Below are 14,721 nucleotides of genomic sequence, written 5' to 3' on the forward strand. Positions count from 1 at the left end.
GCACGCGTGACCGAACCCCTCTTCGACCGCCTCTGCCTGATCGGCGCCGGCCTCATCGGCGGTTCCATCGCGCGGCGCAACCGCGAGGGCCATGCGCTCGCGCGCGAGGTCATCGTCACCGCCAACAGCCAGGCGACGCGTGACCGCGTGCGCGAACTGGGCTTCGCCGACCGCGTCGAGGATGACATCGCCGCCGCCGTGCGCGATGCCGATTGCGTCATCCTCTGCGTGCCCGTCGGCGTCTACGCGCAGGTGATGGCGAAGATCGCGCCCCACCTGAAGCCCGGCGCCATCCTCACCGATGTCGGCTCCACCAAGGGCTCCGTCATCCGCGACCTCACGCCGCTGCTGCCGGCGGGCGTGCATCTCGTCCCCGCGCATCCCATGGCCGGCACCGAGTATTCGGGCCCGGATTCCGGCTTCCCCACGCTCTTCGAGGGCCGCTACGTCATCGTCACGCCCACCGAGGGAACCGACCCCGCGGCGGTGGAGAAGGTGCGCGAGCTCTGGCGCCGCTGCGGCTCCATGATCGAGAGCATGGACCCCGTCACGCATGACAAGGTGGTGGCCATCGTCTCCCACCTGCCGCACCTCATCGCCTTCACCATCTGCGGCACGGCTGACGACCTCAGTGAGGAAACGCGCGAGAGCGTGCTGAAATTCGCCGCCTCCGGCTTCCGCGACTTCACGCGCATCGCGGGCAGCGACGTGAACATGTGGCGCGACGTCTTCCTCAACAACCGCGAGGCGGTGCTGGAAATGCTCGCCCGCTTCACCGAGGACGCGCAGGCCTTCGGCCGCGCCATCCGCTGGGGCGAGGCCGGCTTCATCGAGGACCGCATCAAGCGCGGCCGCAAGATCCGCCACAGCCTGATTGAGCGGAAGCAGGCTTAGTTCACGCCCTCAAGCGCCGGGCGCCGCCTCCGGCGGCTTGGCTTCGCCGCGCCATGGGCGCGCTGGACCATGAGCCCGGTTGGGCGGCGCCGGCCGCGTTGCGGCCGGATGGTTTTGCTGAGCGGCCCCAAGCGCCGGGCGCCGCCTCCGGCGGCTTGGCTTCGCCGCGCCATGGGCGCGCTGGACCATGAGCCCGGTTGGGCGGCGCCGGCCGCGTTGCGGCCGGATGGTTTTGTTGAGCGGCCCCAAGCGCCGGGCGCCGCCTCCGGCGGCTTGGCTTCGCCGCGCCATGGGCGCGCTGGACCATGAGCGCCGGCCGCGTTGCGGCCGGATTCTCCGAGCATGCTGCCTGTCTTGATCACGCCCGCGCCAACAGCTTCGGTGCCGGCGGCACCAGTTCCTCCGGCCGCATCGGCCGTCCCACCAGCCAGCCCTGGATGATGTGGCAGCCCGCGCGGCGCAGCGCGAAAGCCTGGCCCTCCGTCTCCACCCCCTCGCCGATCACCTCGATCCCCATGCCACGCGCCAGCGCCATGGTGGCGCGCAGCACGGCGTAGGATTTCGGATCATCCGGCAATCCCGCCGTGATGGAACGGTCGAGTTTCAGCCGCTGCACCGGCAGGCGCACCACATGCGGCAGGCCGGAATGACCGCCGCCGAAATCATCGAGCGAGAGCGGCACCCCCACCTCCCGCAGCGCGGCCAGGGTCCGCGCCACGCCGGGCAGGTCGCGAATGGCCAGGTCCTCCGGGATCTCGATTTCCAGCCGCGCGGCCTCCACCCCGGCCGCGGCCAGCGCCTCCGCCACCTCGGTGGCGAAGGCCGGGTCATGCAGCGTCGCGATGGAGATATTGATGCCAAGATGCGCCGGCGCCTCCGGCCGCGCGCCCCAGCCGGCCAGCAAGGCCACCGCGCGGTTGAGGACGAAGCGGTCGAGCTGCAGCATCAGCCCCGATTCCGCCGCCGCGACGAGAAGCTCCGCCGGCGGCACGCTGCGGCCGAGCCGCGCACTGTCCCACCGGATCAGCGCCTCGGCGCCGATCAGCCGTCCGCTCTCGAGGTCGAGCTGCGGCTGCACATGCAGCTCGAGCTCGCCGCCCACCAGCGCCTCGCCGAATGCCTCCCGCAGCTCCGCCCGCTGCTCGGCCCGCGCACGCAGCGCGGGCTCGAACAGCGCCACCGCATCGCCGGAGGCCGCCCGCGCCTCGAACAGCGCGAGGTCGGCGGCGCGCAGGAGCTGGTCCGCCTCCTGCCCGTGTTCCGGCGCGCAGGCGACGCCCAGGCTGCCGGACAGCGGCAATTCCGTGCCGCCGATCTCGATCGGCCGGCGCAGCGCCTGACGCAGGCGTTCGGCCAGCGGGGCCGCGCTTTCCGCCCCGGCGCCGAAGGCCAGGACGGCGAATTCATCCCCGCCCAGCCGGCTCACCAGGTCGCCGGGGCGCACCGCCTCGCGCAGCCGCCGCCCGGCCTCCACCAGCAGCGCATCGCCCATCGCCTGCCCGTGGCGGTCATTGGCCGCCTTGAACTGGTCGAGGTCCACCAGCACCAGCACGCCGCGCTGCTCGGCGGCCAGCATCTCCTGCAGGGCCGCGCGGAAGGTGCCGCGGTTGATCAGCCCGGTGAGCGGGTCGCGCTCGACCAGATGCTCGATCCGCTCCTGCGCGGCCTTGAGCGGCGTCACATCCACCACGGAGAGGATGCAGCCCCGCAGCCCCTGGGCCGAAAGCCAGGGCGAGGCGGTGATCCGCAGGCGCCGCTCCGTCTGGCAGGGCAGGGCGAGCTGCGCCTCGCTCTCCACCTCCGTGCTGAAGCCGAAGGGACCCTCCGGATCGGCGGGCGAGGTGAGCACGAGGCCGGATTCCGCCAGCGCCGGCGGGGCCTGGGCGCCGAACAGCGCCGTCAGGCGGCGATTGGCGAAGATCGTCCGCCCCTCGTCATCCAATTGCCAGATGCCGACGGGCGCCATCTCCAGCAGCGCGCGCAGGCGGCCCTCGGATTCCGCCAGGGCCAGCTCGCCGCGCTTCACGGCGGAGATGTCCACCGCGAAGACCGCGACCTCGCCGCCCGGCAGGCGCGTCTGCCGCATGCGCTCCCAATGGCCCTCGGCGGTGAGGATCTCGAAGGGCTCGCCATCGGCGCGGGCGTGCTTCCCCATCCGGCGGGCCATCTCGGCGGCGCGCTCATGGGGCGGCAGATGGGCGAGCAGCGCCTGCATCACGGCGCCCAGATGCGGCCGTGGGCCGAGCGGCGCGACGCGGCGCGTCCATCCCTGCTCGGGCCGCCCATTGTGCCAGACCAGGCGTTGATCGGGCGCGTAGATGGCGACGCGATAGGGCGTGGCGGCCATCACCTGCCGCCAGAGCGAGCCCTCACGGCGCAGGCGGCAGGCCCACCAGCCGAGCAGCCCGAGCGGCAGGACCAGCAGGAGAGCCCAGGGCGGCGCCGGCAGCCAGGCAAGGCCGAGCATCAGCGCCGCGGCCAGGGCGGTGCCCAGGCACAGAAGCGGGAGGTTCAGGCGCGGCGGATGGGGCATGGCACTCTCTTCCAAGGGAAGATAGCGCCGGGGCCGGTTAAGCCTTCCTTGCGGCTCCGCCGGAAAAACCGATTCAGATCAGCGCGATGAGCGCCAGCGCGGCCAGGGCGCCGCCGCCTGTCAGCAGCGCGGCGCGCAGTGCGCCACCCGCGGCCACCTGCCCTTCCGCGCGGGCCAGCAGCCAGCCCGCCGCCGCCACGCCGCCGAGCGTGAGCAGCAGCGAGGGCCAGGCGCCCGGCGCGGCCAGCAGCATCAGCGGCAGCAGGGGCAGGAGTCCGCCCAGCGCCTGGCCGACCGCCAGCGCCGCCGCCTCCTGCGCCGCACGCGCCGGCTGCGGCTCGATGAGGTCGAGTTCGAAGCGCATCATGAAGTCCACCCAGCGGCGCTTGTCGGCGGCGATCGCTTCCACCGCGCGGGCCAGCGTGTCGCCGCGCAGCCCGTAGCGATGCAGCACGGCCGCCACCTCCCAGCGCTCGCGCTCGGGATAGGTCTCGGTCTCCTCCTCCTCGCGGCGGCGCTCGGCCGCGTAGCGTTCGGTGGCGCCGAGCACGGCGAAGTAGCGCGCGAGCGCCGCGACCACGGCGCCAGCCCCCAGCGCGGCCACGCCGCCCGCAAGCAGCGCAGGGCCGGTGACGCCCAGCGCCATGAGCCCGATGACCACCGCGAGCGGCAACACCGGCCCCTGCGCGAGGCCTGTGAGGAAGGGCACCTCGGCACGGCTCAGCAGGGCATGCTGCTCCCCCTCCGGGGGCCCTGGCGGTGCGGGCGGCAATCCGTCGCGATAGGGGTGGGGGGCAGGCTGATCCATGGGGCGATCCTACCTCATCCGGGCATCGCGGCGAAACCTCCGCATGGCGCAACAAAAAAGGGCGCCCGGTGAGGGGCGCCCTTTCGGCTCGACAGTCCCGTGGGACCGTCGAATTCAGCTGGCCTTGAGGTTGACCGCGGACGTCTTGCCGCGCTCTTCCGCCAGTTCGTAGGAAATCTGCTGGCCATCCTTGAGGCCCTGCAGGCCGGCGGCCTGAACCGCCGTGATGTGCACGAACACATCGGAGCCACCACCGGCCGGCGAGATGAAGCCGTAACCCTTGGTCGCGTTGAACCACTTCACGGTGCCAGAAGCCATCCGCTTATTCTCCAAAAGCATGCGCGCGGGAATCTCCGGCGCATTATCACCCACTCCAGCCGGACTTCGCAGGACATGCGCTTCACGCCCACACCTTTCCCGGCAGGGGCACGCGATGTCCGGCGGGTACACATCCAGCGGGTCTGAAGAGAGCTTCTGGGGTCGGCACGGCAAGACGAAGGTGGGAGCACAAGCGCAGATCGGCCGGGGGAAGTCAAACAAAACCGGCAGGCCTTCTGCCATGCACCGGACGCGTGGCGCGCAAAAAGAAAGGGCGGCCCTTGCGGACCGCCCCTCCCGTTACGCGAACCGAGGTGACCTGGACTTAGAAGTCCATGTCGCCCATGCCGCCCATGCCGCCACCGGGGCCACCGGCGGGCGCCGCGGCCTTCGCCGGACGCTCGGCCACCATGGCTTCCGTGGTGATCAGCAGCGAGGCGACCGAGGCCGCATCCTGCAGCGCCGTGCGCACGACCTTGGTCGGGTCGATGATGCCGGCGGCCACCAGGTCCTTGTACTCGTCGAGCTGCGCGTCGTAGCCGAAGGTCCACTCGCCCGAGCGGAGCACTTCACCCGCGATCACCGCGCCGTCCTTGCCGGCGTTGGTGGCGATCTGCTTGACCGGCGCCTGGATCGCCTTGCGGACGATCTCGATGCCGACCTGCTCGTCGCTGTTCAGGCCCTTGAGGCTGCCCAGGTTGGTCGAGGCGCGCAGCAGCGCGGTGCCACCACCCGGAACGATGCCTTCCTGAACGGCGGCGCGCGTCGCGTGCAGCGCGTCGTCCACGCGGTCCTTGCGCTCCTTCACTTCCACTTCGGTGCTGCCACCGACGCGGATGACGGCCACGCCACCGGCGAGCTTCGCCAGGCGCTCCTGCAGCTTCTCGCGGTCGTAGTCCGAGGTGGTCTCCTCGATCTGCGCCTTGATCTGCTCGCAGCGGCCGTTGATCTCGTCCTTCGAGCCGGCACCATCCACGATCGTGGTGTTCTCCTTCTCGATGCGGATGGTCTTGGCCTTGCCCAGCATCGCCAGCGTGACGGTCTCGAGCTTGATGCCGAGGTCCTCGCTGATCAGCTGGCCGCCGGTCAGGATCGCGATGTCCTCGAGCATCGCCTTGCGGCGATCACCGAAGCCCGGCGCCTTCACGGCGGCGATCTTCAGGCCGCCACGCAGCTTGTTGACCACCAGCGTGGCCAGGGCCTCGCCTTCCACGTCCTCGGCGATGATGACGAGCGGACGGCCGCTCTGCACCACGGCCTCGAGCAGCGGCAGCATCGGCTGGAGCTGGGAGAGCTTCTTCTCGAAGATCAGGATGTAGGGCTGATCCATCTCCGCGATCATCTTCTCCGCATTCGTGATGAAGTACGGGGAGACATAGCCGCGGTCGAACTGCATGCCCTCGACGACGTCGAGCTCGGTCTGGATGCTCTTGGCTTCCTCGACCGTGATCACGCCCTCATTGCCGACGCGCTCCATGGCGGAGGCGATCATCTCGCCGATTTCCTTCTCGCCATTGGCGGAAAGCGTACCGACCTGGGCGACCTCGGCGGAGGTGGTGATCTTCTTGGTCTTGGCCTCGAGCTCCGAGACGACCTGGGCCACGGCCTTGTCGATGCCGCGCTTGAGGTCCATCGGGTTCATGCCGGCGGCGACAGCCTTGGCGCCCTCGCGGACGATGGCCTGGGCCAGCACCGTCGCGGTCGTCGTGCCGTCACCGGCGGTGTCGTTGGTCTTCGAGGCCACTTCGCGCACCATCTGGGCGCCCATGTTCTCGAACTTGTCGGCGAGCTCGATTTCCTTCGCGACGGTCACGCCGTCCTTCGTGATGCGGGGCGCACCGAAGGACTTGTCGATCACCACGTTGCGGCCCTTGGGGCCCAGCGTCACCTTCACGGCATCGGCCAGGATGTCCACGCCACGAATCATCTTCTCGCGCGCGGAAGCGCCGAACTTCACGTCTTTGGCAGCCATTTGATCACCTCATATGGGGTTGAAAGCGATGGTCGTTCGGGCCTTTAGGCCTCGACGATGCCCATCACGTCGGATTCCTTCATGATCAGCAGCTCTTCGCCGTTGACCTTCACCTCGGTGCCGGACCACTTGCCGAACAGGATGCGGTCACCCGCCTTCACGTCGAGCGGGCGGACCTTGCCCTCTTCATTCACGGTGCCGGCGCCGACGGCCAGGACTTCACCTTCCTGCGGCTTCTCCTTGGCGGTGTCGGGGATGATGATGCCGCCCGCGGTCTTTTCCTCGGCCGTGATACGGCGAACGAGAACGCGGTCGTGCAAGGGGCGGAACTTCATGTCGGTTCTTTCCTCCTGATGAGTCAGGCTATGGGAACCTCCCCGCGTGCGGCGCCTGTTGGCACTCACTGGCGAGGAGTGCCAGCGACTTAGGCTTGGCCTCAGGCAGAGTCAAGACAGATGGCAGCACTCTCTGAGTGCGAGTGCTAATCCGCTGAATCAACAGAAGATTTTTCTGGCGAAGCCGCTTCCGATCATGTCAGCCTCATGACGTGACCAGCCCGTCGGACGGGCCGGCAGGAGGATCAGCCGGTCCCGCGGGTTGGAAAACGACCCCGAAGGAGGCTGCTTGATGCTGGATGTACTCTCCCCGATGGTCCGCCAGAAGGACTGGAGGCTCACCACCGCGGAAATCCTCTACCACATGCCCGACCACCCGGGCGTCCTGCAGACCTTCATCTGGCAAAAGCACGACCTGGCCCCGAGTTTCCCCGAACTCACCCGCTTCCTCGACTTCTGGAAGCGCGAGATCGAGGGGCCGCTGCATTCCGTTCGAGTCGCGAGCGCGGCGCTGATCCGCCCGGCGGACCTGAAATACGCGAACGGGGTGTTTTTGTTGCATTAATGCCCTCAAGCGCCGGGCGAAGTTTTTGACGCCCTCAGACGCCGGGCGCGGCCTCCGGCCGCTTGGCTTCGCCGCGCGACGGGTGCGCTTGGCCGCACGGGCAGTTGGGCGGCGCCGGCCGCGGTGCGGCCGGATTCGTCAGGGTTCGGCCTGACCTGATGTGTTCGGCGAGCTTGGGGGCTTAGCGGGCGGCCCCGCTCCAGGTGATCGCACCCGCCGTCCCGCAGGCCCCACAAAGCGGCTTCCACGCCGAATGCTCCGCCCCGCAATGCCCGCAGCGCCAGACCGGCTCGACCGGCGCGGCCGCCGCCTCGCGCAGCCAGCCCGCCTCGCGCTCGCGCGCCGCATCCGGCCCGTGCTCGGCGCGCTCCACCTCGCCCAGCAGGGCGTAGCAGCGCCGGTCGGCCTGGCCGGTCTCGCGCCAGAGGTTCAGCTCATGCCGCGCCCGGCCAGTCAGCCCGGCCTCGAAGGCGATGCGCGCACGCAACAGCCGGCTCTCCGGATGGGCCGGGGTGTGGCGGGTCAATTCCTCCACCAGCCGCACCCGGCGGATGCGGTCCGTGTCCAGGCCCAGCAGCAATTCCGCGATGCCGGGATGCGGCGCGGCGTTCCAGCCCTGCTGCAGCACGCCGCGCGCCCGGCGCGGGTGCCCGGTGTCCAGCAGCCGGCTGGCATGGGCGATCACGCCCGGCGCGAAGCCCGGCTCGGCCAGGAAGGCCTGGCGCTCCAGTTCGGCCGCGCGGAGTGGGTCCTTCTCCTGCAGGGCGGCCGCCAGGCTGAGCGCCGCGCGGGGCCCGTCGGCGCCCGAGAATGCCAGCGCCTCGCCCCAATCCTGCCGGCGCCGCGCCACCTCCGAACGCTCGGCGCGCAGCCATTCGGCGCTGGGCTCGGCCGATTGCGCCTCGGCCGCAATCTCGCGCGCGGCGTCCCAATCGCCCCGCGCCTCGGCTTGCCGCAGCAGGCCGCGCAGCCCCAGGAAGCGTGCCTCGGGCTGTGCCGCCAGGGCCTCGAAGGCCTCGGTGGCGGCGGCCTCGTCCCCCTCGGCGCGGGCGGCCTCGGCGGCCAGCAGCAGGAGCTGCGGGCTGTCCCCCATCAGGCGGCGGGCGCGCGTCACCTCGATGCGCGCGGCCTCCGCCCGGCCGGCGGCCAGCGCCACCAGGGCGCGGGTCAGCGCCAATTCGCCCTCGGCCCGGTGCTGCCGCTCCAGGCGCAGCCGGCGCCGCGCTGGCCAGGCCAGCAGCCAGGACCACAGGCGCAGCAGCGCGTGCAGCAGCAGGAAGCCCAGCGCCGCGGCCAGGATGCCAGCGGCCAGCGGCAGCCCGATCCAGAGGTCGCCATGGCGGATCTCGACGCTGCCGCCGAGATCCATCAGCGCCATCACGCCGGCGAAGCCCGCCAGCAGGACCAGCAGCAGCTTGAGGACCAGCCGCATCAGCCGCCGGCCAGGGCGCGCAGGGCGAAGCGCGCCTGGGCGAGGGCCTGGGCCTCCTCCAGCCAGGCGCGCATGCCCTGGCGCAGCGGCTCGGGCAGGCGGCCGAGATGCCCGAGCGCACCCTCCACATCGCCCGCCTCCAGCGCGCGCCGGGCGCGTTCCACATTGGCCTCGGTCGCGTCGCCCCAGACCACCTCCTCGCCCCGGCGGATGGTGAGCAGGCTGTTCAGCCGCGGCAGCGTCCCCTCCTGCGCGGCGGCGCGCGCCTGGCGCAGCGCCTCCTCGAAACCGAGGCGCAGCGCCGGTTCGGTCGGTGGCGGGCTGGTGGCGAAGCGCGCGAGGGCGGGCGGCGCGGGCTGGCCGAGCCGGGCCAGCGCCGGCGCCAGGGGCTGCCCGGCATCGAGCAGCGCGCGCAGGGCATCAATGGCCGCCAGCCGCTCGGTCCGTGCCTCGGCGGCGGAGAGACGCTGCAGGGCCTGCTCGACGGGGGCAAGGCGTTGCGCCGCCAGCGCCTCGATCGCGGCCACGCGCTGGGCGACCAGCGCCTCCAGCGCGGCCAGCCGCTGCAACAGCCCGGTCTCCAGATTGGTCACGCGCTGGCCGAGGCTCGCCTCGCCCGCCAGGCGCGCCTGGTCGAGATGCGCCACGCGCGCGGTGAGCGCCTGCTCCGCCGCCTCCCGCCGCGCCGTAGCATCGGCCATGCGGCCCGTGACGGCCGCATCCAGCGCCGCCGCGCGCTGGTCGAGCCGCGCGGTACCCGCCGCCTCCACCGCTGCCGCCGCCTCGGTGATGCGCTGGCCGAGCGCCGTCTGCAGCGCGGCGATGCGCTCCTGCAGGGCGGCCTCGCCCGCCGTGCGATTGGCCATGACCTGCCGCTCCAGCGCGGCGAGCGCCACCGGGTCGCCCGCCGGACGGTCGCTGAGCAGGCGGATGGTCGCCTCGGCGGCGGCCAGGCGGGTCAGTGCGGCTTCCAGGGCGACCGGCTCCACCACGGGCCGCGCGGCGAGTTGCTGAATGGCAGCCTCAGCCATCGCCACGCGGGCATCCGTGCGCGCGGGGGGCGTGCGGCCGCCGAGCAACCAGAGGATGGCCAGCACCAGCAGCAGCCCCGCCCCCAGCAGTGCCACCCAGGCGGGATCGAGCTTGCGGGTCATGGGAGCAACTCCAAGAGATGGTCCTGGTCGGGCCGCCGCGCCACGCGGATGCGTCGCCAGCGCACCGTCTCCAGCGCCGCCGCCACGCGCGGGCTGATGGCCAGCGCCTCGATGCCCTGGAGCGCCGCGCCAAGCCCGGTGCCCGCGAGCAGCGCCACGCTACACGCGGCGCTGCGCGGGGAGAAGAACATGGCGTGTGACACCTGACCGGCCGCGATGGCATCGCGCGCCGCCTCCGGCAGCGAAGGCGCCTCGCGCGCCGCATAGACGACGCGGCGGATCACGCGGAAACCCCGCGCCCGCAGCAGGGCCGTGAGGTCGAGCGAATAGGCCGCGCCCACCGCCAGCAGCAGCGGGCCCTCCGCCGGGCGCAGCGTCGCGGCGCAGAGTTCCGCCAGCGCCGCCGCATCGCCGCCGGCCGCCCGCACATCGGCGAAGCCCGCCGCGCGCGCCGCCTCCGCCGTCGCGGCGCCGACGGCCAGCACGGGGATGGGCCAGGGGATGAGCGCACGCGCGGCGGCGCGGCTGGTCAGCAGCAGGGCCTGGGCATGGGCCGGTGGGGCGAGCGGGCGGGGGGTCAGCAGCAGCGCCGGCGCGAGGACTGGCGTGAAGCCCAGGGCAGCGAGGCGGCTGGCGGTCTCGGCCGCGCCCGGCTCGGGCCGGGTGACGAGAACGCCCCGGGGGACGTGCCCGGTCATCTCAGCCGAAGATGTCGGCCGGGCTGTCCGCCCGCAATTCCTCGCCGAGCGTGGTGCCGAGCCGCGCCGCATCCTCCGCCGCGCCCTCGATCTCGCGCTTGAGCAGGAAGCTGCCATCCTCGCGCGCCACCAGCCCGGTCAGCCGCAGCGTGCCATCCGGCAGCAGCCGCGCATGCCCGCCGATCGGCGTGCGGCAGGAGCCGTCCAGCGCCGCCAGCAGCGCGCGCTCGGCCTTGGAGACGGCGGCCGCCTCGCGATCCTCGATGCCGGAGAGCAATTCGCGCAGTTCGACATCGTCGGCGCGGGTGGTGATGCCGACGATGCCCTGGCCGGCGGCCGGCACCATCGCCTCGGGCGGCAGCACCACCGCCGCGCGATCCTCCAGCCCCAGGCGGCGCAGGCCGGCCAGCGCCAGAAGCGTGGCCGTCACCTCGCCGCGCGCCACGCGGTCGAGCCGCGTCTGGACGTTGCCGCGCAGGGTCACAACCTTCAGGTCCGGCCGCGCGGCCAGCAATTGCGACTGCCGCCGCAGCGAGGAAGAGCCGACCACGGCGCCCGCGGGGAGGCAGGCATAGGGGTCGGCCGGATCCGGCGTGCCGCAGCCGGGGCCCAGCACCAGCGCATCCCGCGCATCCTCGCGCCGCAGGGTGCAGGCCAGAACGATGCCGGCGGGCATCTCGGTCTCCAGGTCCTTCAGGGAATGCACCGCGAAATCCACCCGGCGGTCCAGCAGCGCCTCATGGATCTCCTTGGCGAAGAGGCCCTTGCCGCCGATCTCCGCCAGGCGACGGTTCTGCACCAGATCCCCCGTGGTCGCGATCGCGTGCTCCTCGAAGGCGTTCACGCCGCGCAGCACCGGACAGAAGCCGGTGATGATCTCGAGGAAGTGCCGCGTCTGCCAGAGCGCGAGCGGCGAGGCACGCGTGCCCACGCGCAGCGGCAGGGCGCGCATGCGGGAGTGCTTGGCCGCTTGGGGAGCGGGAGGGGCGGACGTGGCGGAAGACATCGGCGCGTCATATAGGGCGGGAGTGATGAACGAAACCCGCCCTGATGCATTGCCGATCCTCGGAATCGAGAGCAGCTGCGACGAGACCGCCGCCGCCCTCCTGGATGGGACCGGACAAATCCTCGCCGAGGCGGTCTTCACCCAATCGGCCGAGCATGCGCGCTTCGGCGGCGTGGTGCCCGAAATCGCCGCCCGCGCGCATCTCCAGCGCCTCGCGGGCATGGTGCAGGGCGTGCTGGCGGAGGCGGGCCTCACGCCGCGCGACCTCGGCGCCGTGGCGGCGACCTCGGGGCCGGGGCTGATCGGCGGCCTCATCGTCGGCGCCAGCCTGGGCAAGGGCCTGGCGCTGGGCGCGGGCATTCCCTTCCTCGGCGTGAACCACCTGGAGGCGCATGCGCTGACGGCGCGGATGCCCGGGCTGTTCGAGACGCCGCCCGCATACCCCTTCCTGCTGATCCTGGTCTCCGGCGGGCATTGCCAATGCGTGGCGGTGGAGGGGATCGGCCGCTACCGCCGCCTCGGCACCACGCTGGACGATGCGGTGGGCGAGGCCTTCGACAAGGCGGCCAAGCTGCTCGGCCTGCCCTGGCCCGGCGGCGCGCATCTGGAGCGGCTGGCGGCCGGCGGCGATGCCGGCGCCGTGCCCCTGCCCCGCCCGCTGCTGCGCCGGCCGGGCTGCGACTTCTCCTTCTCCGGCCTCAAGACCGCGGTCGCCCAGGCCGTCGGCAAGGGCTACCGGCGCGAGGACATCGCGGCGAGCTTCCAGGCCGCGGTGGCCGCCGTGCTGGCCGACCGCGCCCGCCACGCCGCCGCGATGCTGCCCGAGGCGACGGCGCTGGTGGTGGCAGGCGGGGTCGCCGCCAACCAGGCGGTGCGCGCGGCGCTGGCCGAGGCCACGCCCCTGCCCCTGCTGGCACCGCCGCTGCGCCTCTGCGGCGACAACGCCGTGATGGTGGCCTGGGCCGGGCTGGAGCGGCTGCGCGCCGGGCAGCGGGACGCCCTGGGCCTCGCCCCGCGCCCGCGCTGGCCGCTCGGCGATCTGGCGCCACCGGCCCCTGCGCCCCAGGCATGAAATGGCCGTAAACCCTGACGCGCCACATTGACGGGGCCCGCCGCCGCGCTCAGTTTCCGCCGATGAGCGAAGCCACCCTCTCCGCCCGCCGCGACTATCAGATCTGCGCCCTGATCGGCACGGGCCACTTCCTCAGCCACTTCTACATGCTCTGCCTGCCGCCGATCTTCCTGCTCTGGCGCGCGGAATTCGACGTCTCCTTCGCGATGCTCGGCGCCTCGCTCGCGCTGATGAGTGGCACGACGGCGCTGCTGCAGACCCCCGTGGGCTTCCTGGTGGACAAGTATGGCGCGCGGCGCTTCCTGGTGGGCGGCACGCTGCTCATGGCGCTTTCCATCAGCGCCATGGCCTTCGTGCAGGATTTCCGGCTGATCCTGGTGCTGGCCGTGCTCTCGGGCATCGGCAATTCGGTGATCCATCCGGCGGACTACGCCATCCTCGCCGGCTCCATCCGCAAGGAATTCGTGGGCCGCGCCTTCGCGCTGCACACCTTCACCGGCAATCTCGGCTTCGCGCTCGCCCCCCCGGTCGTGGCGCTGCTGCTGCTGGTGATGGATTGGCGCGGCGCGTTGCTGCTGGTCGGGCTGCTCGGCGTGCCTGTCGTCGGCCTGATCCTCTGGCAGTCGCGCATCCTGAGCGACCAGCCCAAGGCACGCGGGGCCAAGAAGGAGGGCGGCGTCAGGCTGCTCACCAGCAAGCCCATCCTCGCCTTCTTCGCCTTCTTCCTGCTCTCCGCCATGGCGGGCTCGGGCATGACGGCCTTCCTCATCACCGTGCTGGGCAAGCTCTGGGGCACGCCCATCGCCGTCGCCTCGCTGGCGCTGACCGGGTACATGGCGGGTGCCACGGGGGGCACGCTGGTGGGCGGCTGGTGGGCCGACAAGAAGGGCGGAAACCTGCTCGGCTTCGTCAGCGTGCTGACGCTCTGCGCCGCCGGCCTGATCCTCTCGCTCGGCTTCCTGCCCATGGCGGAATGGCTGCTGGCGCCGGTGGCGCTGGTGGCCGGCCTCTGCCTCGGCTCCTCGCGCACGCCGCGCGACGTGATGCTGAAGGAAGCCTGCCCGCCCGGCGAGATCGGCAAGGTCTTCGGCTTCGTCAGCGCCGGCCTGCCGCTCGGCTCCGCGCTCATGCCGGTGCCCATGGGGCTGCTGATCGATTTCGGCCTGACCTGGCTTGTGCTGCCGGTGGTGGCCAGCCTGCTCGTGCTCTCGCTGCTCTGCGCCGGCAGCGCGCGGGCGATGGCGCCGGTGGCCGCCCCGCGCGTGCAGCCGGCCGAATAGTGCCCGCCTTCGACGCCTGGCTGTACTGGATCGACCACGCGGCCATCGCGGTCTTCGCCATCTCGGGCGCGCTGGTCGCCTCGCGCAAGCAGATGGATGCGGTGGGCTTCATCCTCATCGCCGTCGTCACCGGCTTCGGCGGCGGCACGCTGCGGGACCTGCTGCTGGGCCGCACGCCCGTCGCCTGGCTGAAGGCGCCGGAACTCGTCGCCGTGGCGGTGGTGGCGGCGATCCTCGTCTTCTTCATCGCGCATCTGGTGCAGAACCGCTTTCGCGCGCTGCTCTGGGCCGATGCGGTGGGGCTTTCCATCTATGCCGTGCTGGGCGCCGAGATCGCGCTGCTGGCGGGCGCGCATGCCTGGGCGGCGGTCATCCTCGGCGTCATCACCGCGACCTTCGGCGGCATCGCGCGCGACGTGATCTGCAACGAGATCCCGCTCATCCTCCGGAAGGAGATCTACGTCACGGCCGCAGCGGCCGGCGCCACGGTCTTCATCCTGCTGCGGCTGGAAGGCATCTGGCGCGAGCCCGCCTTCATGGCCGGCGTGCTCACCTGCTTCCTGATCCGCGCGGCCGCGCTGCGCTATGGCTGGAGCCTGCCGGGGTATCGCGCGCGTCCGGGCCGGGACTATCCTGAAGCCGACAGGTGAAGGG

At 72.1% G+C, this 14,721-nt stretch carries 14 protein-coding genes; 5 read left to right on the forward strand and 9 right to left on the reverse strand.

The features are described from left to right. Positions 1-6: 6 nt before the first annotated feature. On the forward strand, positions 7-894 hold the full coding sequence (locus R9Z33_RS23765; protein ID WP_318649059.1) for a prephenate/arogenate dehydrogenase family protein: 888 nt from the start codon (positions 7-9) through the stop codon (positions 892-894). A 358-nt stretch (positions 895-1,252) separates the two neighbouring features. Here R9Z33_RS23765 and R9Z33_RS23770 read toward each other — a convergent pair whose 3' ends face one another. From R9Z33_RS23770 to groES, 5 genes are all read right to left on the reverse strand, one after another. Then, complete coding sequence (locus tag R9Z33_RS23770) at positions 1,253-3,427, reverse strand: putative bifunctional diguanylate cyclase/phosphodiesterase (protein WP_318649060.1); 2,175 nt, start codon at positions 3,425-3,427, stop codon at positions 1,253-1,255. A gap of 73 nt (positions 3,428-3,500) precedes the next feature. Continuing rightward, a complete protein-coding gene (locus R9Z33_RS23775; RefSeq protein ID WP_318649061.1) occupies positions 3,501-4,235 on the reverse strand; it encodes a VIT1/CCC1 transporter family protein in 735 nt (244 codons plus the stop codon). A 114-nt stretch (positions 4,236-4,349) separates the two neighbouring features. Next, positions 4,350-4,553, reverse strand: coding sequence for a cold-shock protein (locus tag R9Z33_RS23780; RefSeq protein WP_318651695.1), 204 nt, complete (start codon positions 4,551-4,553; stop codon positions 4,350-4,352). 325 nt (positions 4,554-4,878) lie between these two features. Beyond that, complete coding sequence (gene groL, locus R9Z33_RS23785) at positions 4,879-6,525, reverse strand: chaperonin GroEL (protein WP_318649062.1); 1,647 nt, start codon at positions 6,523-6,525, stop codon at positions 4,879-4,881. 44 nt (positions 6,526-6,569) lie between these two features. Beyond that, entirely contained in the window at positions 6,570-6,860 is a 291-nt protein-coding gene (groES, locus tag R9Z33_RS23790) for a co-chaperone GroES (RefSeq protein WP_318649063.1), read from the reverse strand. A 292-nt stretch (positions 6,861-7,152) separates the two neighbouring features. Between groES and R9Z33_RS23795 the strand changes: the two genes are divergently transcribed. Next, the gene (locus R9Z33_RS23795; protein WP_318649064.1) at positions 7,153-7,425 is read left to right on the forward strand and encodes an usg protein; all 273 of its coding nucleotides are present in this window, start codon (positions 7,153-7,155) and stop codon (positions 7,423-7,425) included. Between the two features lie 181 nt (positions 7,426-7,606). On the opposite strand, the gene R9Z33_RS23800 is transcribed toward R9Z33_RS23795, so the two are convergent. The 4 genes from R9Z33_RS23800 to hemC are packed head-to-tail and all read right to left on the reverse strand — an operon-like array spanning position 7,607 to position 11,715. Next, positions 7,607-8,857: a heme biosynthesis HemY N-terminal domain-containing protein gene (locus R9Z33_RS23800; protein ID WP_318649065.1), complete on the reverse strand. Its 1,251-nt coding sequence runs from the start codon at positions 8,855-8,857 to the stop codon at positions 7,607-7,609. Next, a complete protein-coding gene (locus tag R9Z33_RS23805; RefSeq protein ID WP_318649066.1) occupies positions 8,857-10,011 on the reverse strand; it encodes a hypothetical protein in 1,155 nt (384 codons plus the stop codon). Before R9Z33_RS23805 ends, R9Z33_RS23800 begins: the two co-directional genes overlap by 1 nt. Beyond that, positions 10,008-10,709, reverse strand: a complete 702-nt coding sequence (locus tag R9Z33_RS23810; RefSeq protein WP_318649067.1) for a uroporphyrinogen-III synthase — start codon at positions 10,707-10,709, stop codon at positions 10,008-10,010. The genes R9Z33_RS23805 and R9Z33_RS23810 overlap by 4 nt, the downstream gene beginning before the upstream one ends. Before the next feature lies 1 nt (position 10,710). Further along, positions 10,711-11,715: a hydroxymethylbilane synthase gene (gene hemC, locus R9Z33_RS23815; protein WP_318649068.1), complete on the reverse strand. Its 1,005-nt coding sequence runs from the start codon at positions 11,713-11,715 to the stop codon at positions 10,711-10,713. 25 nt (positions 11,716-11,740) lie between these two features. On the opposite strand from hemC, the gene tsaD reads away from it, so the two are divergent. The 3 genes from tsaD (at position 11,741) to R9Z33_RS23830 (ending at position 14,717) form a co-directional block, all read left to right on the forward strand. Next, entirely contained in the window at positions 11,741-12,787 is a 1,047-nt protein-coding gene (gene tsaD, locus R9Z33_RS23820) for a tRNA (adenosine(37)-N6)-threonylcarbamoyltransferase complex transferase subunit TsaD (RefSeq protein ID WP_318649069.1), read from the forward strand. A 62-nt stretch (positions 12,788-12,849) separates the two neighbouring features. Beyond that, positions 12,850-14,067, forward strand: coding sequence for an MFS transporter (locus R9Z33_RS23825; protein WP_318649070.1), 1,218 nt, complete (start codon positions 12,850-12,852; stop codon positions 14,065-14,067). Then, positions 14,067-14,717: a trimeric intracellular cation channel family protein gene (locus R9Z33_RS23830; protein ID WP_318649071.1), complete on the forward strand. Its 651-nt coding sequence runs from the start codon at positions 14,067-14,069 to the stop codon at positions 14,715-14,717. The genes R9Z33_RS23825 and R9Z33_RS23830 overlap by 1 nt, the downstream gene beginning before the upstream one ends. Positions 14,718-14,721: the final 4 nt, after the last annotated feature.

Source organism: Sediminicoccus rosea (genome assembly GCF_033547095.1).
Classification (GTDB): domain Bacteria; phylum Pseudomonadota; class Alphaproteobacteria; order Acetobacterales; family Acetobacteraceae; genus Roseococcus; species Roseococcus rosea.

Coding starts and splice junctions, on each gene's coding strand:
- R9Z33_RS23770 (WP_318649060.1), bottom strand. CDS start 3,427: ATGCCCCATCCGCCGCGCCTGAACCTCCCGCTTCTGTGCCTGGGCACC.
- R9Z33_RS23775 (WP_318649061.1), bottom strand. CDS start 4,235: ATGGATCAGCCTGCCCCCCACCCCTATCGCGACGGATTGCCGCCCGCA.
- R9Z33_RS23780 (WP_318651695.1), bottom strand. CDS start 4,553: ATGGCTTCTGGCACCGTGAAGTGGTTCAACGCGACCAAGGGTTACGGC.
- groL (WP_318649062.1), bottom strand. CDS start 6,525: ATGGCTGCCAAAGACGTGAAGTTCGGCGCTTCCGCGCGCGAGAAGATG.
- groES (WP_318649063.1), bottom strand. CDS start 6,860: ATGAAGTTCCGCCCCTTGCACGACCGCGTTCTCGTTCGCCGTATCACG.
- R9Z33_RS23795 (WP_318649064.1), top strand. CDS start 7,153: ATGCTGGATGTACTCTCCCCGATGGTCCGCCAGAAGGACTGGAGGCTC.
- R9Z33_RS23800 (WP_318649065.1), bottom strand. CDS start 8,857: ATGCGGCTGGTCCTCAAGCTGCTGCTGGTCCTGCTGGCGGGCTTCGCC.
- R9Z33_RS23805 (WP_318649066.1), bottom strand. CDS start 10,011: ATGACCCGCAAGCTCGATCCCGCCTGGGTGGCACTGCTGGGGGCGGGG.
- R9Z33_RS23810 (WP_318649067.1), bottom strand. CDS start 10,709: ATGACCGGGCACGTCCCCCGGGGCGTTCTCGTCACCCGGCCCGAGCCG.
- hemC (WP_318649068.1), bottom strand. CDS start 11,715: ATGTCTTCCGCCACGTCCGCCCCTCCCGCTCCCCAAGCGGCCAAGCAC.
- tsaD (WP_318649069.1), top strand. CDS start 11,741: ATGAACGAAACCCGCCCTGATGCATTGCCGATCCTCGGAATCGAGAGC.
- R9Z33_RS23825 (WP_318649070.1), top strand. CDS start 12,850: ATGAGCGAAGCCACCCTCTCCGCCCGCCGCGACTATCAGATCTGCGCC.